This is a genomic window from Caballeronia sp. NCF2 (genome assembly GCF_023631205.1).
GTDB lineage: Bacteria > Pseudomonadota > Gammaproteobacteria > Burkholderiales > Burkholderiaceae > Caballeronia > Caballeronia zhejiangensis.
In genome coordinates this window covers 77,477-97,334 of the sequence record NZ_JALQDN010000022.1, presented here as the reverse complement: position 1 = coordinate 97,334, position 19,858 = coordinate 77,477, and the positions used below count along the sequence as shown (strand labels likewise).

Below are 19,858 nucleotides of genomic sequence, written 5' to 3'. Positions count from 1 at the left end.
GTATTTGTTCTAGGCCGGCTCCGGACGTTTACGAACCGTCGCCCTGTTTTCGGCGGCCTGCCATCCGGTATTCGGTCGGCGAGATCGAGAGCCGCTTGCGGAAGATTTTCGCGAGGCCGTCGCCGCTGCCCGCGCCGCAACGCCGCGCGATCTTGTCGACCGGCAGATCGGTCGCGGCCAGCAACATGCAGCTCGCATCGAGCCGCGCGCGCAACAGATATTCCGACGGCGTCAGCCCGATCTGCGCCTTGAACCGGCGCAGGAAATTGCGCTCGCTCATCGCGGCGACGCGCGCCGCATCGGTGATCGAGATCGGCCGCACGTAGTTCTCGCGGATCCAGCGCGCGGCGGCGTCGATCTTCTGGCGCACGCTGCCGGCTTCGGTATCGTCGAGCACGGTGGCGAGCTTCTGCCACGCGCCCGGAATGGAGCGCTCCGATACTTCACGCGCGAGCGCCGCGCCGTGATCGCGCTTGATGATCGACAGCGCCGCCGCGATCGGCCCTTTGGGATCGTCGAGCGTGAGCGTTTGTTCCGCGATGAAAAGCGGATTCGACAACGCCGGCGCAAGCGCGCGGCCTTGCGGCTCACCGGCGAAATCGAGCGTGCGGTTCTGCACGTCGAGATTGGCCGCGGCGAGAATCTGCGCGCCTTCGCCGATCGCCTTGATGAACGGAATCTTCGGCGCCACGCGCGCGAGGCGCTTGCGCAGCGCGGCATCGTTACGCGCATGACGCGCGCCCACGCCGCCCGCGATGAACAGCGCGTCGCATTCGTTCATCCAGCGCGTTTCGAGACTCTCGGTCCAGATCCGCATCGAGCAACTGCTCGCCACGCTGCCGCCATCGCTCGACAGAAACATCAGCGAATAATTCGGCGCCTGCGCGCGTGCGTTGGCGTCGGCGGGCAGATGCACCTGATTCGCGACCGAGAAGACCTCGGAGATCGAGCTGACTTCGACGAGCGAAAAGTCCTCGAAGATCAGAATGCCGATTCGCTTCGCCGCGCTGGTCATATCGGCGGACGGCACGTCGGGCGCGACCGCGCGCACGACCTGAAGCCGGCCCGTACCATTGGCGTACACCATCGACTTCTCCCTGTGCGAACCGCGGCAGGCGTCGTGCCCGGCCGGGGTTCGATCGATGCAGGAACGTAAGTAGCGGGAAAGTGAGCTTACATGGGCGCACTATACGCGGCGCCCGGCAGCCGCCGCGCGCCGAGTCCGAAATTGACGAAGTGTTGGCAGATGATCTCGGTACGCGCCTTTTCGCGCGGATCAGCGGAAGTAGGCCTTGGTGTTTTCGTGCACGTCGTCGCGCGCGAGCAGTTCGTCGGGCATAAGCCATCGATAGCCGCTGTGCTGATCGAAGCGGCCGATCGGAACCTTGCTCGAGAGCGTCAGCGCGTAGGCGAGCACAATGTAATGCGTACCGATGCCATCGGCGCCCGCGAAGTTGTCGTCGTAGAGATGCTCGTAGACGCCGAAGAAGCGTGCGGCCGAACGCTGCGCGCTCGCGACGCCCAACTCGTTGCTGACGATGCGCCTGTAGGCGGCATCGAGCGATTCGTCTTTTCTGATGCGGCCGCCCGGCACGAACCATGTGCCCTGCGCGGGCCGGTTGCGCCGATGTCCCACGAGGATGCGCCGGTTGCCATCGGTGACGATCAGATCGATCGCCACGAGCGGCGCGAGCCGCACGACCGTCAGGAAATCAGCGTTGCTCAGCATCGTTGCTCCGGGTTGGCTTCGGTGAGTCGTGCGTCGCGCACACGATGCCCGCTGCGACGCCGCATGACCGTGCGTGCGCGCACGCGCGAGGGAATTTCACGACTGAAACAAGCAAGGCTGACGAGCAACGGTCAGCACATTGTCAGCGCGGGCGGCAAACCTGACCGATTTGCGGGTCCGCGCGCTGTACGAAAATTTGCGTGAAGACGATTGCGAACGTACGCGCGATTCGAGCCGCATTCAGCCGATCATTGCAAAACAAGAATTGGGCGATTCGGCAAATAGTGTCAAAGCGTGCGCCGCCGCAAAAATACTAGCCGATGGCGGACGGTGACAGCGCCGGAGTCCCGCGTGCATGCAGGTTCGACACGATCTCGCCTTCGCTGCAATGCAGCATCTAAGTTCATATGAAAATACCGCATTATGCCTTTGAATAAAAATAAAACCGGTTAATCAAAAATCACGTTGGGGGCCTCGTTTGCGATATTAGAAAATCATTGAGTATTAATGTCGAAGCCGTTCGCGGATTTTAATCGGCGTCTGAAATGCGCATTACATATCGTTCCTAAATGTAACGGCGAAACCAAAATTTTCCGATTGCAGCGGTACGAACGTCCGCTTTCGCACACATCGATGTTTCAAAAATGAATCAATTCGAATGATCGGACTTGGCGGCCATCGCATCCGGTGGACCGCGCAGGACCGTCCTGTGGAGCTTAGTGAGCAACGCTGTGTCCGATCTGGCGGCACGGGAATCAGATTGAGCTAAACCGCCGAATCAACCGTTGTATGACAAATCCGTATTTGTTTTCCATGCATTGAATGCAGGCTTTCCGGAATTTGGGGAAGGATTTCAATGTGCGCTCACCCTCATAGCGGAACAGATTCTGTGGTTTAAGCGCGAAAATCCAGAGCACAAAAAACATTGTCTGCTTATTATTCAAGCCAGCGGATCGATTCCGCCAACACTTCGTTCCAATCGGTCACGGCAACCCGGCGAAGTTCGGGAAGTCCATTGATGCGCCGCAATGACCGAACAACTCTTCCGCGCCTTCCAGGAAACAAGCTGCAGAGGATGACCATGCCTTACGCCACTCTTGAACCCGCAGTCATGGGTTGGACGCCTCCCGCGTCGAACGCCTCGCAGACCGAGGTGCGCCAGGTCGCGATCCTGCTGTTCGACGGCTTTTCGCTGCTCGGCGCGGGAATCGTCGCGGAGGTCTTCCACATGGCGAACGAGCTGTCGTCGGCGAAGTCGCGGCCGGATTGCACGTACGACGTGCGGTTCCTGTCGGTCGAAGGCGGCAACGTGGCGTGCTCGTCGTCGGTGCGCGTCTGGACGGACGGTCTCGATGCGCGCCACTACGGCGGCTTCGACGCGCTTTTCGTCGCCGGCGGCCGTGGCGCGGAAGAAGCGGCGAAGGACGATCGCATCATCGAATGGCTGCGTCGCGTGCAGACCAAGACCACGGTCGTGCGCGCGATTTCCGAGGGCCGCAAGGTGCTCGACGCCGCGGGCATCGGTCAGGCGCAGGACGCGCAGGCGCGCTACGGCAACGCGATGCAACTCGTGCGCGACGAGCAGCAGGGCGACGCCGGCGACCGCTACGAGTCGATGAAGGGCGCGCTTCTGATCGTGAAGCGCGATCTCGGCATCGACGTGTCGCGCAGCGTCGCCGAACGTCTGATGCCCGGTTCGGCCGCGAAGCTCGTGTCGATCCTCGGCGACAGCGGCGTGGCGTCGGCGGGCGACAAGATCCGCGCGGCGGCGCGCTGGCTGCAGGACAACTGCGAACGGCCGATTTCGGTCGTCGATGCGGCGCAGGTGGCCGCGATGAGCGAGCGCAACTTCTTGCGCCGCTTCAAGATCGAGATGGGAATCACGCCGTCCGATTATTTGCTGCAGGCGCGCCTCGCCGTGACCTGTGCGCTTCTGACGGATTCGGAACTGCCGGTCGACAAGATCGCGCGCAGAAGCGGCATGGGCAACGGCGACAGGCTCGCGAAGATTTTCCGCAAGCGCCTTCTGATCTCGCCGACGGAGTACCGAATGCAGAGCAGACGCGAGGCGAACGGCTGACCCGCGCGCTTATGTGACGTGGGCCGCTCTGAGCCCGACCATGGCGTAAAACGTCGGACCTTTGGCCGGACCCGATCGGTCCGGCACTTAATCATTTCCCGAACGGTTCGCCGTTCGGACGAACAGGCAGGCAGGAGTTCTTTATGACGAATGAAGCACGCACGGAAGGTGGGGTGAAGCAGGGAGCAGCAGGTGTGGAGGCGGGCCCGGCCATGGCGGCCGGGCCGTGCCGCCGCCTCGTCCCTGTGATCCTCGCCGGCGGCTCGGGCACGCGCCTGTGGCCGATGTCGCGTGAGCAATTCCCGAAGCAGCTGATCGGCGTCGTCGGACGTGACTCGCTGCTCCAGGCGACGGTGTCGCGGCTCAAAGGCTTTGCCGGCAACTTCAAGGTCGATGGCGAGCCGATCATCGTGTGCGGCGAAGAGCATCGGTTCACGACGGAAGAACAGACGCGCGAAGCCGGCGTCGATGCACGCATCATCGTCGAGCCGGCGCGCCGCGACACCGCGCCCGCGCTCACGCTCGCGGCACTTGCCGCCGTGAGGGACGGCGAGGACGCGATCATGGTCGCGATGCCGGCGGATCACTCCATCGCCGATATTCCGGCGCTGCATCGCGCGATCGCGATCGCTGCGGAACATGCGGAGCGCGGCGTGATCGCGACGCTCGGCATTCCGCCGACGCGCCCCGACACCGGCTTCGGCTACATCCGTCTGGGCGCGGCGCTCGATGACGGCGCGCACGAGATCGACCGCTTCGTCGAAAAGCCGGCGGCGGAACTCGCGGCGCAATACGTCGCGGCGGGCACGTACTGGTGGAACAGCGGCATCTTCGTCGTGCGCGCGAGCGTGTGGCTCGCGGCGCTGCAAAAGCTCAATGCCGACATGCACGCGGCGTGCTCGGCCGCCGCGCAGGAGGGCGAGGCCGACGGCAAGTTCTTCCGCCCGCAGGCGGCGCAGTTCGGGCGCGCGCCGTCCGACTCGATCGACTATGCGGTGATGGAGCACATCGGCACGCCGACGAAGCCGTGCGACGGCGTGGTCGTGCCGCTCGTCGCGGGCTGGTCGGATCTCGGTTCGTGGGACGCCGTGTGGGACGCGATGGACAAGGACGAATCGGGCAACGTCGCGAGCGGCCGCGTCGTGTTCGAAGGCGCGACATCGAGCTATGCGCGCTCCGAAGGCGGACGGCTCGTCGCGTGTGTCGGCACGACCAACGTGATCGTCGTCGAGACGGACGACGCCGTGCTCGTCGCGGACCGTTCGCGCGTGCAGGACATCAAGGGGCTGGTTGCGCGCATCCGCGAGCAGCACGCGCCCGAAGCGGATACGCATCGCAAGGTGCGCCGCCCGTGGGGTTTCTACGATTCGATCGAGCACGGGGAGCGCTTCCAGGTCAAGCGCATCGTGGTGTCGCCGGGCTCGAAGCTGTCGCTGCAGATGCATCACCATCGCGCGGAACACTGGATCGTCGTGTGCGGCACGGCGCTCGTCACGCGCGGCGAAGAGCAGTTTCTGCTCTCCGAGAACGAATCGACGTTCATTCCGCTCGGCGTGCGGCATCGTCTGGAGAACCCGGGCAAGGTGCCGCTCGAAATCATTGAAGTGCAGTCGGGGAGCTATCTCGGCGAAGACGACATCGTGCGTTTCGACGACACCTACGGGCGCAGTTGAGCGTTCGAAGGCAGAAGACTTTCTTGCAACCGTTCACAAGAAGAAGACGGGGCTAACGCGAGGAGGAGACTGAAGGGCGGTAAAGGGCTGATTGCGTTCCGGGGAAAAAAACATGCGCGATTTACAGGGATTGCTCGCGCGCCTGTTCGACGTCTTGATGATCGTCGGCGGTGCGGCAGTGGCGTCGCAAATCAGGTTCGAGTACATCGAGGCACACACCTATTCGGTGGCGTTCGTCGCGTTCGCGGCGGCGTTCTCGCTTGCGCTCTTTCCTGGCTTCGGCGTCTACCAGTCGTGGCGCGGCCGCAGCAAGCTTCAGCTTGCGTGTCAGGTCTCGCTCGGCTGGCTCGTCGTGCAGGGCTGCGCGCTCGCGCTGATGTTCTCGCTGCATCGGCTCGACTACGTGTCGCGCCTCTGGTTCGCCTACTGGACCGCGATGTCCGGCGGCCTCATGATCGCCGGCCGTCTCATCACGCACGCGATTCTCGCGCACATGCGCAACGCGGGCCTGAACCTGCAGCAAGTGGCGATCGTCGGCTGCGGCAGACATTGCGATTCGATGCTGCGCAAGATCGAGCGTTCGCAGGACACCGGTTTTCGCATGTGCGCGGCGTTCAACGCGGCGGCGGGCAAGTCGCGTCTGAACACGCGCCTGCCCGTGTATGACGATTTCGACGCGTTCGTCGCCTTCGTGCGCGCGCAGAACGTCCATGAAGTGTGGCTCGCGCTGCCGCTGTCGGAGGAGCCCACGATCCTGCGCTTCGTGAACGAATTCCGCGACGATCTCATCAACGTGCGCTTCATCCCCGACGTGCGCAGCCTCGCGCTGTTCGAAAGCGGCGTCACCGATCTGCTCGGCCAGCCCGCGATCAATCTCGTCGCGACGCCGTTGTCGGCGTCGGCGCAGCTGCAAAAGGAAATCTTCGACCGCCTGTTCGCGCTCGGCGCGATCATCGCGGTCTCGCCGGCGCTCATCTGCATCGCGCTCGCAATCAAGCTCACTTCGCGCGGGCCGGTGTTGTTCCGGCAGAACCGCAAAGGCGCGGATGGCCGCGTCTTCACCATCTACAAGTTCCGTTCGATGCGCCTGCACACGGAACAGGCCGGAGTGCTTCGCCAGGCCACGCGCAACGATCCGCGCGTGACCCGTGTCGGAGCGTTCCTGCGCCGCACCAGCCTCGATGAGCTGCCGCAGTTCTTCAACGTTCTGCGCGGCGACATGTCGGTCGTGGGCCCGCGTCCACACGCGCTCGAACATGACGACCTGTATCAGAAGGTCGTATCGGGGTACATCCATCGTTACCGGATCAAGCCAGGCATCACCGGCTGGGCCCAGGTCAACGGTTTTCGTGGGGAAACGGATCGGATCGAAAAGATGGAAGGACGCGTCGCTCACGATTTGTACTATCTGGGTAACTGGTCGTTCGGACTCGATATGAGAATCATCGCCGCAACGATCTTCAAGGGACTACGCCACACCAACGCTTACTGATGCAGGGGACGACCATCATGCACAACCAACAACAACCGGGCACCACCTCCATGGCCGCCAACACCAACGTGTCGCGTATCTTCCGCCTCACGAGCCTGGCTGCGGCAGCTTCCGTCGCCGTGATCCTGACGGGTTGCGGGCTCTCGCCGGGCATGCACATGGAAAAGCCCGCCCAGCTCGTCGAAACGTCGAACGATCAGGGCGATCCGGCCACGACCACCAACATTCCGATCACGACGATCGACGCCGCGCTCGTGAAGAAGATGCGCGCCGCGCAGCCGTCCGTGACGGGCGATCCGAACGCCTCGCTCTACGGCAAGCCCGCGCCTTACAAGCTGGGCGTCGGCGACGTGCTGCAGATCACGGTCTGGGATCACCCGGAACTCGTCGCGGCGCTCGGCCAGCCGGCGAACCAGACGCGCACGTCGGATGCCGCGCCCGGCTTCGTCGTCGATGCCGACGGCAATCTGCAATTCCCGTACGTGAACAAGCCGCTGCACGTCGCGGGCAAGACCGAGACGCAGGTTCAGCGCGAGCTGTATGCCGAGCTGTCGAAGGTGTTCGTGAAGCCGCAGGTGACGGTGCGCGTCGCGTCGTTCCGCGCGTCGCAGGTGTATATCGACGGCGATGTCCGCACGCCGGGCGCGCAGCAGATCAACGACATTCCGATGACGCTCACCGAGGCGATCGGCCGCGCGGGCGGTTTCGCGACGACGGCGGATCAGAGCCGCGTCACGCTGATCCGCGATGGCGTCACGTATCACATCAACATGGCCGGCATGACGTCGAAGGGCCGCAGCCCGTCGGACATCATGCTCAAGCCGGGCGATGCGCTGCGTGTCGATTCGCGCGACGAAAACGGCGTCTACGTGATGGGCGAAGTGACCAAGCCGGCCACCGTCATCCCGATGCGCAACGGCAAGCTCACGCTGTCGGACGCGATCTCGCAGGCGGGCAGCTTCAACCCGGAAACGTCGAACCCGCGCGAGCTGTACGTGATCCGCAACGGCGCGACGGACCAGCCGGAGGTCTACAAGCTCGACGCGCTGTCGCCGGTGTCGATGCTGCTCGCGAACAACTTCGAGCTGCAGCCGCATGACGTCGTCTATGTCGACAACAACGGGCTCGTGCGCTTCTCGCGCGTGCTCAACCTGCTGCTGCCGGCGATCAACGCTGGTTTGACGGCGGCCGTGTTGACGAAGTAAGCATCTGGCATCAAGTGTCTGACCGGCGCGCGCGGGGCGCGCCGGAGCATCATGGTTCGACTTAAAAAATATAAGCGAGCGAGATCATGTCGATGAACTTTGATACGCGATACGTGGACGTATCGACGGGTGACGAACTGCGCCTGTCCGATTACCTGGCCGCGGCGATGCTCAACTGGAAGCTCGTGACGCTCGTCATGCTCGCCGTGATTGCGCTCGGCACCTCTTACGCGTATCTCGCGACGCCGACCTACAAGGCCGACGCGATGATCCAGGTCGATGAGCCGGCCAACACGAACAAGGCGAACGCCGGCGCCAAGGCGCTGCAAGCCGCCGTTCCGCAACTCACCGAAACGAAGACTTCGACTGCCGCGCAGATCGAACTGCTGCGCTCACGACTCGTCATCGACGATACGGTGCGGCGTCTGCATCTGGATATCGATGCCTCGCCGCGCGTGTTGCCGGTCGTGGGCAAGCTCGTCGGCAACGTGTTCGCGATGCTGAACCGGCCGATTCCGCAGGGTTATCTGTCGCGCTTCGCGTGGGGCGGCGAAGCCATCGACGTGCCGCTCTTCGACACGCCGAAGGAGCTCTACGACAGGAAGTTCACACTCGTCGCGCTCGAGCGCGGCGCTTACGAACTGCGCGATCCGAACGGATTGGTCGTGCTGACGGGGCAGGTCGGCAAGGAAGTGTCGGGCGCGACGCCGCAAGGCCCGGTGACGCTCAAGGTCGACAAGCTCGACGGCAAGCCCGGCGTGCAGTTCGAACTGCAACGCTTCTCGACGATCACGACCATCGACCGTCTTCAGCAGCGCCTGACCGTGGCGGAGACCGCACTGCAATCGGGCATCATCGGCGTATCTCTGGAAGGTAGTAATCCGAAGCAAATCGCGGCGATCGTCAACAACATCGCGAATCGTTATGTGGAGCAGGACACGCAGAAGCGTTCGGCCGAAGCGGAGCACACGCTCGCGTTTCTGGAGCAGCAACTGCCGCTCGTGAAGAAGCAGCTCGATGAAGCCGAGCAGCGCCTGAGCGCGTTTCGCAACAAGCAAGGTTCCGTCGATCTCTCCGAAGAGAGCCGCTTGCTCCTGCAGCAGATCGTCGACAACAAGACGAAGCTCTCCGATCTTCAGCAACAGCGCGCGGAACTGTCGCTGCGCTTCACGGCGAATCATCCGTCGGTGCAGGCGCTCGATGCGCAGATTGCATCGCTCACCGCCGCGCAGACCCGCCTCGGCAAGAACGTGTCGACGCTGCCCGATACCGAGCAGACCGCGCTGCGCTATACGCGCGACGTGCGCTCGAGCAGCGAGCTTTACGCGAACCTGCAGAACAGCGCGCAGCAATTGCGCATCGCGAAGGCGGGGCAGGTCGGCAACGTGCGGATCGTCGATCTCGCGCAACCCGCCGACGATCCCGTGCGTCCGAAGCGCGCGCTCGTGATCCTGATTTCGGCGGGCATCGGCCTCGTGCTCGGCATCATCGCGGCGTTCGTGCGCAAGTCGCTGTGGGGCGGCGTCGAGCGTCCCGAAGACATCGAACGGCAACTGGGCACGCGCGTCTTCGCCATCGTGCCGCGCAGCACGCAGCAGCTTCGTCTGCAACGTCAGGTCGGCATGCGCCGCGAAGGCATGCACGTGCTCGCGGCGCAGGCGCCGGAGGATGCGGCCGTCGAAGGCATTCGCAGCTTGCGCACGTCGCTGCAACTGCAGCTCGGCGAAGCGCGCAACAACGTCGTGATGCTGACCGGCTCGCGGCCCGAAGCGGGCAAGTCGTTTCTGTCGGCGAATCTCGCGACGCTCGTCGCATCGACGAGAAAGCGCGTGTTGCTGATCGACGGCGACATGCGCCGCGGCGACATCCACTCGCACTTCGGCGTGCGTCACACGCCGGGCCTATCTGACGTGCTGATGGGCGCCAACGCGATGGACGTCATCGTTCACGACGTGTTGCCCGGCGTCGATCTGATTCCGAAGGGCTCGCTGCCATCGCATCCGGCGGAGCTGCTCGCGAGCGATCGATTCGGCGAAATCCTCGGCGAACTGAAGCAGCTCTACGATCTCGTCGTCATCGATACGCCGCCCGTGCTCGCCGTCACCGACGCGACCGTGATAGGCCGGCACGCGGGCACGAGCCTGCTCGTCGTGCGGCACGGCAAGAATCAGGTGCAGGAAATCGGCGAAACGATGAAGCGCCTCTATCACGGCGGCGTGCACATGAAGGGCGTGCTCCTCACCGATGTGCCGCAATCGAAGGTGCTGATGGGCAGCACCTACGCGGGCTATTACAGCTACGAGAGCATCGCGGAGTAGGTCTTCTCAGTTCAATACGGCGACTTGTAGATGTCGCGCGCACGCGCGGCATTCGACGCCGGCGCCTTCAGACCCGAAGGCGCCGGATAAAGCGTCGCCGCCGCGCTTCGCGGCATCATCATCGCTTTTGCGTCGGCCTTGCGCGTGCCCGGACGCAGCCGCGCGCCCCCCGCCGGATTGCCCACATAGCCGTTCTGTTGCGCGAGCAGCGCGTCCATCGACGGAGTATCGGCCGAATCGCCCGCATACGCGAACGACGGCGCGAAGGCCGCGATGGCCAGCCACAAAAGCGCGTGTTTCATGTGTCTCCTCCTGATCGCGCGATACCGCACGCAAATGGTTGCCGAAAGCGGGCGTCGTTATAATCGCCGTCCGACCTGATTCTTTGGCTTTCCGTCCGTGAAAAAGCTCATCGCTCTCGCAGTCGCTTCGATCGTCCTCACCGCCGCGTGCTCGTCCGTCGAGAAGGAGCAGACGAAGGAACGCACGTTCCTGCTCTCGCAGCAATCGCTCGATACGGCGCAACGCAATGCGACCGTCGCATGCCGCGACGCGGCGCAGTGCGATGCGGCCTGGAAGCTCACGAAGACTTACGTCGAGCAGAATTCGAAGGAACGCCTGACACGCGCCGACAATGCCGCGATCGAAACCGACGTGCCTTCGGACACCGGCAAGCCGGTGTTCTCGGCGACGCGCGTCCCGAACGGCGACGGCGCGACGATCTCGCTCTTCGCGCAATGCAAGGGCATGTTCGAGGACGAGCGCGCGCGAGGCTCGGATTTCGACGACTGCGCGACGAAGATCATCTCCGTTCAAAACGGCTTCGCGCCTTATCTGCGGGCACATCTGCGCGCGCAGTGAGCGGACGGACCTTACTGCGCGGGCAGCGAACCTGACGCGCGCGGCGGATTCGCCGGACGTATCTCCGTGAGCGGCCCGTCTTGCGGATGCATGTCGGGCGGCGCGCCGTAAAAAGGCGCGCTTTGCTGCGGCGTGCGACCGGCCGCTTCGGCGGCGCGCGCGTGGATGCCATGCGCGATGCGCGCATACGACGCGACGACGAGACCCAGCGCGACACCGAACATCAGCCCCGGAAAACGCTCGCCGAGCGGATTACCGCCGATCGACGCCGCGGGCAGCGCAGCGAGCACGAAGAGCGCACGGCCGAGCACCGGCAGCCAGGGCGCATCGGGCGTGCTGTGCCGCCATGCGCGATACGCCCGCGAACCGCGCCAGAGCGCCCACAGAATGGCGATCGGCAGCGCGAGCCCGAACAGCACGCCGCCCGCGAAGAACTGATAAACCCAGAAGTCGCGGCCGGCCGCCCATTTTTTGAAGGTGTAGAAGTCCTGCTCGCTGATGTCGCCGGCAAGATCCGGCAGATACGACGGCGCGTAGCGATAGTCGTGTCCGTAGCCCATGCCGACGATCGTCGACATCGCCGACGACGTAGTCTGATCGACCTGATCCTTCATTTCCGCGAGACGCGCGATCATCACCGGATCGCGTGCGGGCGGCGCATCCTGCACGAGCGACAGACGCTTCATCCACGGGGCTCCGATCGTCGGAAAGAACGTGGCCGTCGCGGTGGCCATCGCGATCAGCAGCGTCAGGATCGTGGCCGCGCGCAGACCGGCGGCGAAGAACGCGCGCAGCGAAGGCGCGGCGAGCCAAGTCGCATAAGCGATCAGCAGCACGGTGCCGACCAGGAGGCCCGGCGTGCCGAACAGAATCTCGATGACGATCGTCGCGAGAAAAAACAGCCCGGCCAGCTTCCCGATGCGCTGCGCGAAGACGATTTCGTGCAGCAACAGCCCTTGCAGGCAAAGGAACGTGACCGGGACGACGCGAATGCTCAAGGTGTCGATGCCGCCAGGCATCGCCATGCCGAAACCGCCGCCGAACACGAGCGATGCGATCATCGACCAGACCATCGCGCGTTCGATCTGCGCAAGACGCTGCGCATCCCACGGACGGCAGCCTACGAAATAGCCGAGCAGCATCAAGAGGAACGGCAGCACGACGCGCGCGTAGTTGCCGGCGTCGTTGCCTTGCAGCCATTGGGTTGCGACGCTGCCGAAGATCGTGAGCAGAAAGAGCGCGCTGACGAACCCGCGCATGCGCGAGCGGCGCGCGAAGCGCGGCGCGATGAGCAGCATCGCGCAGGCGGCGCCCATCGATGTCACGGTGAGGAGAACATCGATGGCCTTGCTGGCCGTCTCGACGCTTCGTAAGTCGAACGCGAGCGGAAGCAGGCAAAGCCAGATCCAGACGACGGCGAACTTGTTGCGCATGACAGCCCCGGCACCCCTATTTTTTGCGTCGAATATAGCAGCGGCTCTTGTCGTGCGCGGTTGCGGCGGCGTCTTGCGACTAGTCTTCGGCGCGAAACGACGGATGCGCGTGTGCGCCGGACCACGCTTCATCGGACGCTTCGAATCGATGTCCGCAAAGCACGGCATTCTGGCGGATCGCCGCCGTTCGATGGACCGAAGATGCAATGGCCGGAAGCGGTCCGATCCGGCTTGAGACCACTCAATATGCGCGATGTGCGTGCTACACGCCGGAACGAGGTGCCCCGCGATGCCGGGGAAGCAGGCCCACGAGGACGCGCGGTTCCGGCCGCGCGAGCCACTCGATAACAATCGACCCTCGCAGAAGGGAAATGGCATGGGCGGTTCGGCGCGACACGCATGCAAGGCCCCGATCGATCGATACGCTCGATTCATCCGGGGACTCGCGATCATCGCCGAGATGAGTGGTCCGCTTCGAGCGCGGCGCGGGAAAGTTTGGATATGATGGGCTCGCTTCATCATCCAGGAGACTTCCCATGTCCGAGACGCTCAGCATCTCCATCCCCGATGGCAATTTCGACGCTTACGTCGCATATCCCGCGCAAACGACCGCGCCGGCCGTGATCGTGATTCAGGAAATTTTCGGCATCAACGCCGACATGCGCGAAACCTGTGACGAATACGCGCGCCAGGGATACGTCGCGCTATGCCCCGATCTCTTCTGGCGGCTGGAGCCGAACGTCGAGCTCACCGATCGCACCGAAGCCGAATGGCAGCAGGCGCTCAAGTACTACAACGCATTCGACGTGAACACGGGCGTCGAGGACATCGCGGCGACGATCGGTTTCGCGCGCGGACTCTCACAAGTGCAGGGCAAGATCGGCTCGGTCGGCTTTTGTCTCGGCGGCTTGCTCTCGTTCCTGACGGCGGCGCGCACGGATGTCGACGCATCGGTTTCGTACTACGGCGGCGGCACGGATCAATACCTCGCCGAACTGCCGAAGATCAAGGTGCCGCTCATGCTGCATCTCGCGGAAGAGGACGAGTTCATTCCCGCCGATGCGCGCAACCGCGTGCTGGCGGCGGTGAAGGGGCAGCCGAATGTCGAGGTGTACACGTATCCCGGCTGTCATCACGCGTTCGCGCGCAATCAGGGCGCGCATTACGACGCGGCGGCCGCGCAACTCGCCAACGGCCGCACTGCGGATTTCTTCGCAAAGCACCTGAAATAAGGCTTCGAATGAAAAACGCCGCCTGGAACTCAGGCGGCGTCGCTTCATTTCTTTACCGTGTGCGGCCGGCGAAACACGAGCCAGCGCGGTGATTTGAAGCGCACGATGCTCATGTACAGCCACACGTAAGTTGCCGCGAACACGACGACGAAGCAGAACAGATGCACCGTATGCCGCCAGAAGAGCGTCGCGGGAATCACGGCGACGAGACACAGCAGCCACAGATACGGCGACGTCAGCGAATTGCGCCGCGTCAGCTCATGCGCGTTCTTCACGCCGACGGCCCAGCGCATCAGACGCTTGTAGACGAGCATATGCAGATGCACGCCGTCCGGAATGCCCGGCGAAATGCCGCGAATGAACTTCTTGCGATAGATCGAGAAGCACGTCTCGAAGATCGGATACATGAAGAGCAGCACCGGATACCACGCGGAGACATCGCGGTTGCGCATCACGAGCATGATCGAGAGTTCGCCCAGCATGAAGCCGACGAAGTACGCGCCGCCGTCGCCGAGAAAGATCAGCCCGGCGGGGAAGTTCCAGATGAAGAAGCCCATCACCGCGCCCATCATGATGAGCGAGCCGGAGAGCACGATCGGATCGTGCACCTGGAACGCCACATAGGCGAGCGAGGCGAACATCATGAAGCTGACCATCGATGCGAGGCCGTTGAAGCCGTCGATGATGTTCACCGCGTTGGCGAGCGCCGCGACGGCGAGCACCGTCACCGCGCATGAAATGACCGCGTAGGACAACAGGAAATCGAGCGGCGGCACGCTGATGCGCGTGACCGCGATGTTCAGGAACGCATAGGCGAGGCCCGCGGCGGCCATCGTGCAGACGAGGCGCGCGAGCGGCGAGACGCGCTTGGTCAGGTCTTCGATCAGCCCGGAGAGAAACGCCGGCAAGCCGCACGCGACGATGCCGAGAATGCCGCCCGATACGGCCGGATAGCCCCATCGCAACTGCACGGCCGATGCCGTGAGCCCGCAGATGATGCCCACGCCGCCGATGCGCGGAACGGGCCGCGCGTGAAACTTCTGCACGCCGGCGAGATCGGTGTCGCCGAGCACGCCTTCCTGCAGGTGTGCGAAGCGCACGATCAACAAGGTCACGAAGAGCGAGACCAGAAAAGCAAGCGCGAAACTAAGCATGAAATAGAACCGATGGAAAAAAGCGGCGCCGCGCGCAAAGCGCAGCGCCTCGACGCTTTTAAGCGAACCCTTGCGGATTCTGCGACTGCCAGCGCCAGTGATCCGCGCACATGCGTTCGATGCCATGCTCCGCGCGCCAGCCGATCAGTTCCGCCGCGGCGGCCGGATCGGCGTAGCAGGCGGCGATATCGCCCGGACGGCGCGGCACGAGCTCATACGGAACCGGCTTGCCCGACGCCGCCTCGAACGCCTTCACGACATCGAGCACGCTATAGCCTTGCCCGGTGCCGAGATTCACGACGAAGCTGCGGTCGAGCTTCTTGAGCGCATCGATCGCCGCGATATGCCCGCGCGCCAGATCCACGACGTGGATGTAATCGCGCACGCCGGTGCCGTCGTGCGTATCGTAATCGCTGCCGAACACGCGCAGTTGCGCGAGCTTGCCGACGGCCACTTGCGCCACATACGGCATCAGGTTGTTCGGAATGCCCGCCGGATCTTCGCCGATCAAACCGCTCTCGTGCGCGCCGACCGGATTGAAATAGCGCAGCGTCGCGATGCGCCACGACGGATCGGACACTTCGAGATCCCGCAGGATCTGCTCGGCGATGAGCTTGCTCTGGCCGTAGGGGTTCGTCGCGGAAAGCGGAAACGATTCGTTGATCGGCACGCTCTTCGGCACGCCATACACCGTCGCGGACGAGCTGAACACGAAGTTGCGCACGCCGCGCGCTTTCATGACCTTGAGCACCGCGAGCAGGCTGCCGATGTTGTTCTCGTAGTACTCGATGGGCTTCGCGACCGATTCGCCCACGGCCTTCAACGCCGCGAAGTGGATCGCGCCGGTGATCGCGTGCGCGTCGAAGATGCGGTTGAGCGCGGCTTCCTCGCGGGCATCGGCTTCATAAAACGTGACGCTCTTGCCCGTGATGCGCTCGACGCGCTTCAACGACTCCGCGCGGCTGTTGACGAGATTGTCGATGACCACGACGCCATAGTCCGCGTCGAGTAGTTCGACGCACGTATGCGAACCGATGAAGCCCGCGCCGCCGGTGACGAGAATCGTGCCCTTCGTCGGCTGATTACCATTCATCTTGTGCTCTCCCGATTGCATGAAATCAAAGTGAAATGCCGGTAATGGCATGTATTGTGCCCTTGTAGCGTTCGACGACATTTTTTTCGTCGAATTCGCTCGCGACCTTTTCGCGGCCGCGCCGCGCCATGGCGGCGCGCTCGTCGGCGGAGAGCGTCAGCATGCGCTCGAGCGCTTCGGTCAGGCTGTCGGCGCTTTTGACCTCGCAGAGCAGGCCGTTCACGCCGTCCTCGACCACTTCGCGGCAGCCGGGAACGTCGGTGGCGACGATCGGGCGGCCCATCGCCGATGCTTCCATCAGCGTGCGCGGCACGCCTTCGCGATACGAAGGCAGCACGACGCAATCCGCCGCGGCGACGAGCGGCCGCACGTCGTTCGCTTCGCCGAGATATTCGACGATATGCTCCGCTTCCCACTTTTCTACGTCGGTGCGGCTGATCGCGCTCGGATTGTCGACGCCGACCGGCCCGAGCAACTGAAAACGCGCGTGCGGAAACTTCGCGCGAATCCTGCGTGCGGCTTCGACATATTCCGCCACGCCTTTATCCCACAACAGACGGCCGATCAGGATGAACACGAAATCCTCGCGCGCGGGCAGCGGCTCGAACGCGAATTCGTCGAGATCGACGCCTTCGCCATGCAGACGCCGCGCGCGATCCGGATGCGCGAGCAGATTCTCGTGCAGGAAGGCTTCGTGATCGTCGCGATTGAGGAACCACACTTCGCGCGGAAAGCGGAACGCGAAACGGTACAGCCGCTTCGCGACCTGCGCCGTGCGGCTCTTCTGGATGAAGACGTAGCCGAGACCCGTCGTCACCGCGATCGACGGCACGCGCGCGAGCATCGCGGCAAGCGAGCCGTAGATGTTCGGCTTGATCGTATAGTGAAAGACGATATGCGGACGCGTCGCACGATATTCGCGAAAGAGCGCGGCGAGCGTCCTGAGGTCATCGCGCGGATCGGTGCTTTTCGATGCGACCGGCAACTCGACGCAGCGGCAGCCCATTTCGGTGAGCGGCTCGAAGGTGCGGTCGCGCGGCGCGATGATCGTGACTTGCGCGCCGCGCGCGGTCAGCATGCGCAGCACGCCTTGCCGGTAGGTATAGATCGCCCACGCCGTGTTGCACACGAGGGCGATACGAAGCTTCGACTTTTCTTTGGTCATCCGGAAGTCAGGAATAGGTTCACGCGGCGGATGCGCGCTTCAGCAAGCGCGCCTTCAATCCACGCAACGCGCGATACGGCAAAACGAGATGCGCGATGCTCTTCGCGACGCCCGCCCAGTCGAGCGGATTGGTCACGCGCAAATGGCGCAGTTGCAGACGCAGCGTCGACATGATTTGCGCACGCCGTTTGGTCGCGCTGATGCCGCTTTCGTTCAGTTCGTAGAAGAGACCGAACTCGGGCAGATTCGCGCCGTCGTGCCGTTGTAGCAGACGCAGGATCAGATCGAGATCCTCGGCGGCGCGATACTGCGCGCGATAGTTGCCCGCTTCGATCACGGCGTCGATGCGCAGCATCAGCGACGGATGCGTGAAGCATGTGCGCGCGAGCATCATGCGGCGGATCGCGGCGGGATCGGCGGGCGGCGTGAGATCGAAGAGCGGCGCGCCATCGGTCGATACGACGTGCGTCCACATGCCGAGCACCGCGACGCGCGGATGCGCCTCCATATACGCGCGCTGCTTCGCGAGGCGAGCGGGCGTCGCGAGATCGCCTGCGTCGATGCGCGCCGCGTAACGGACGCCTCGCGCGTGCAGCGCCGCGATGCCCTCTTCGAGCGCGCGCTCGATGCCGCCGTTTTTCGGCATGCGCAGAATGTCGATGTTCATGCCGTCGATGACGGGCGCGACGATAGGCGGCGTGCTGCCATCGTCGACGATGAGCACGTTCACCATCGACGTTTCGCGAAACGACGCGAGCGTGCGTTCGACATCGGCCTGGCCGTTGAACGCGGGCATCAGCACGGCGACATCGTGGAGTTCGTTCATGCGCGCAGCCGAAAACGGATGTAGTAGAAATTCACCGATGCCGCCGCGACATAACCCGCCGCGAGTCCGATCAGCGCGCCGTAGCCTTCCATGCGCGGTATCGCGAACCAGTTCACCGCGAACGCGACCGCGAGCGCGAAAAGCCATTTCGACAGCAGCACATACTTCGCCTGATATTTCAGCACGACGAGATTGCCGATCGCTTCGATGCCCGCGGGCACCGAAAGCCACACGGCCCAGCGGAAGATGTCCGCCGCGCCCGCGTAATTCGGTCCGAACACGCGCGCGATGATGAAGCCCGCGAGCGCATCGAGGACGGCCGCGCCTGCGATCATCAGCGCGGCGGTCATCGCGAAGAGGCGCACGAGATTGCGCTTCAGGCGCGCGGTTTCCTGCACGCGATACACGAACGCCGGCGCGATGGTCTGCGAGAGCATCAGCGCGAGCGCGATCCAGTTCTCGTTCAACTGCTGCGCGGCGGAGTAAAGCCCGAGTTCCGCGAACGACACGCGATGCGCGAGCATCAGCCGGTCGAGCTTCAGGAACAGATACATGCAGATGAGGCCGAGCCAGAACACCGTGCCCGCGCTCGCGAAATGTCTGAACAGTGCGCGGTCGAAACGCCAGCCGAGCGTGCCGCCGTGACGGCGCACGTAGTACGCGACGAGCGCGGCGCTGATCGCCGCGGCTTCGAGCGCCCAGAGCCAGCCGAAGCTCGACGGCGCGGCCGCGAAGCGCACGAGCGCGAAGACGAGCGCCGCCTTGACGATGGCCGCCGCCATGCTCGCGATGAGCTGCGGCTTGCTGTAGGTGAGGCTTTGCAGCCACGAATTGACGACGCCGATGAACGGCTCGCGAAAGAGCATCGTGACGGCGAGTCCGGCGAGCATCAGCCCGACCATCGGGTCGGTGCCGCCGGCGGCGATCCAGATCCACGTTACGCAGAGTGCGACGACCGACACGCCCATGCGCAGCACGAACGCGCTGCCGAGTACGGCGCCGGTATCGGCGGGCTTGCGGTTGACGATCGTCGGCACGAGAATCTCCGCGCCGCACACCCACGTGATCGGCGCGATGACGAGCAGCAGCGTGTTCGCGTATTGCCATTTGCCGAAGTCGTCCGGGCCGAGGTAGCGCGCGAGCAAACCGGAGATGACGATGGCGACCGCGATCTGCGTGAGCCGCTCCAGCCCGAGCCAGACGATGTTGGCGAGCGCGCGGGCGACGTCCGGATTGCCGGAGCGCGTGAGCGCCTTCATGCGGTGAAGCGCTCGGCGTAATCGGGCACGGCGCGTGCTACCCAAGCCTTACCGCCTCGCGCAAACGAGCGATCGGTCAAGTTTTGTGTGTTTGCACGCAGACGCGCCTCATTCGAAGGCATCGAGGCGAAAGAGCGTTTGAGCATTGGATTAGAATGAACGCGCACGCTCCAACCGGCTTCGTCAGAGCGAGCGCAACCACCAGAGCGCCGAAAGACAGCGATTATAAGTGCGATCCGTGGGCCGCCCGCTGCGCCGGTTTTGCATCCATTTGCTTCGAATTGTTTCTTTCGTATTGGTTTACCAGACGCATAGGCAGAATTCGATACGTCATCTGG

16 protein-coding genes are annotated in these 19,858 nt (G+C 63.8%); 7 read left to right on the top strand and 9 right to left on the bottom strand.

The window, feature by feature from the left end:
- Positions 1-28: 28 nt before the first annotated feature.
- Together NCS02_RS10905 and NCS02_RS10900 are read right to left on the bottom strand one after the other, a co-directional pair.
- Positions 29-1,087 carry a GlxA family transcriptional regulator gene (locus NCS02_RS10905; RefSeq protein ID WP_034472789.1) on the bottom strand — a complete coding sequence of 353 codons (1,059 nt, stop codon included), beginning with the start codon at positions 1,085-1,087 and terminating at the stop codon, positions 29-31.
- Between the two features lie 189 nt (positions 1,088-1,276).
- On the bottom strand, positions 1,277-1,729 hold the full coding sequence (locus NCS02_RS10900) for a GDP-mannose mannosyl hydrolase (protein WP_008342533.1): 453 nt from the start codon (positions 1,727-1,729) through the stop codon (positions 1,277-1,279).
- A 1,081-nt stretch (positions 1,730-2,810) separates the two neighbouring features.
- Here NCS02_RS10900 and NCS02_RS10895 point away from each other — a divergent pair.
- From NCS02_RS10895 to NCS02_RS10875, 5 genes are all read left to right on the top strand, one after another.
- Entirely contained in the window at positions 2,811-3,809 is a 999-nt protein-coding gene (locus NCS02_RS10895; protein ID WP_033537200.1) for a GlxA family transcriptional regulator, read from the top strand.
- 143 nt (positions 3,810-3,952) lie between these two features.
- Complete coding sequence (locus NCS02_RS10890; RefSeq protein WP_033537193.1) at positions 3,953-5,482, top strand: mannose-1-phosphate guanylyltransferase/mannose-6-phosphate isomerase; 1,530 nt, start codon at positions 3,953-3,955, stop codon at positions 5,480-5,482.
- A 112-nt stretch (positions 5,483-5,594) separates the two neighbouring features.
- Positions 5,595-6,974, top strand: a complete 1,380-nt coding sequence (locus NCS02_RS10885) for an undecaprenyl-phosphate glucose phosphotransferase (protein WP_008342527.1) — start codon at positions 5,595-5,597, stop codon at positions 6,972-6,974.
- A 50-nt stretch (positions 6,975-7,024) separates the two neighbouring features.
- The gene (locus NCS02_RS10880; RefSeq protein WP_008342525.1) at positions 7,025-8,179 is read left to right on the top strand and encodes a polysaccharide biosynthesis/export family protein; all 1,155 of its coding nucleotides are present in this window, start codon (positions 7,025-7,027) and stop codon (positions 8,177-8,179) included.
- Positions 8,180-8,265: 86 nt separating this feature from the next.
- A complete protein-coding gene (locus tag NCS02_RS10875) occupies positions 8,266-10,497 on the top strand; it encodes a polysaccharide biosynthesis tyrosine autokinase (protein ID WP_008342523.1) in 2,232 nt (743 codons plus the stop codon).
- A gap of 11 nt (positions 10,498-10,508) precedes the next feature.
- Here the strand turns inward: NCS02_RS10875 and NCS02_RS10870 are convergent, their stop codons facing one another.
- A complete protein-coding gene (locus NCS02_RS10870; RefSeq protein WP_008342521.1) occupies positions 10,509-10,799 on the bottom strand; it encodes a hypothetical protein in 291 nt (96 codons plus the stop codon).
- A gap of 97 nt (positions 10,800-10,896) precedes the next feature.
- Between NCS02_RS10870 and NCS02_RS10865 the strand changes: the two genes are divergently transcribed.
- Entirely contained in the window at positions 10,897-11,358 is a 462-nt protein-coding gene (locus NCS02_RS10865) for a hypothetical protein (RefSeq protein WP_008342519.1), read from the top strand.
- A gap of 11 nt (positions 11,359-11,369) precedes the next feature.
- On the opposite strand, the gene NCS02_RS10860 is transcribed toward NCS02_RS10865, so the two are convergent.
- Complete coding sequence (locus tag NCS02_RS10860; protein ID WP_144403845.1) at positions 11,370-12,791, bottom strand: hypothetical protein; 1,422 nt, start codon at positions 12,789-12,791, stop codon at positions 11,370-11,372.
- 536 nt (positions 12,792-13,327) lie between these two features.
- On the opposite strand from NCS02_RS10860, the gene NCS02_RS10855 reads away from it, so the two are divergent.
- Positions 13,328-14,023, top strand: a complete 696-nt coding sequence (locus NCS02_RS10855) for a dienelactone hydrolase family protein (protein ID WP_008342514.1) — start codon at positions 13,328-13,330, stop codon at positions 14,021-14,023.
- A 44-nt stretch (positions 14,024-14,067) separates the two neighbouring features.
- Here NCS02_RS10855 and NCS02_RS10850 read toward each other — a convergent pair whose 3' ends face one another.
- The 5 genes from NCS02_RS10850 to NCS02_RS10830 are packed head-to-tail and all read right to left on the bottom strand — an operon-like array spanning position 14,068 to position 19,520.
- Entirely contained in the window at positions 14,068-15,177 is a 1,110-nt protein-coding gene (locus tag NCS02_RS10850) for an MraY family glycosyltransferase (RefSeq protein ID WP_033537192.1), read from the bottom strand.
- Between the two features lie 58 nt (positions 15,178-15,235).
- Positions 15,236-16,270 carry a UDP-glucose 4-epimerase GalE gene (gene galE / locus NCS02_RS10845; protein WP_008342510.1) on the bottom strand — a complete coding sequence of 345 codons (1,035 nt, stop codon included), beginning with the start codon at positions 16,268-16,270 and terminating at the stop codon, positions 15,236-15,238.
- A 25-nt stretch (positions 16,271-16,295) separates the two neighbouring features.
- A complete protein-coding gene (locus NCS02_RS10840; protein WP_034472774.1) occupies positions 16,296-17,435 on the bottom strand; it encodes a glycosyltransferase family 4 protein in 1,140 nt (379 codons plus the stop codon).
- Between the two features lie 19 nt (positions 17,436-17,454).
- Complete coding sequence (locus tag NCS02_RS10835) at positions 17,455-18,261, bottom strand: glycosyltransferase (protein ID WP_008342506.1); 807 nt, start codon at positions 18,259-18,261, stop codon at positions 17,455-17,457.
- Positions 18,258-19,520 carry an oligosaccharide flippase family protein gene (locus NCS02_RS10830; protein ID WP_008342504.1) on the bottom strand — a complete coding sequence of 421 codons (1,263 nt, stop codon included), beginning with the start codon at positions 19,518-19,520 and terminating at the stop codon, positions 18,258-18,260. Before NCS02_RS10830 ends, NCS02_RS10835 begins: the two co-directional genes overlap by 4 nt.
- Positions 19,521-19,858 lie beyond the last annotated feature (338 nt).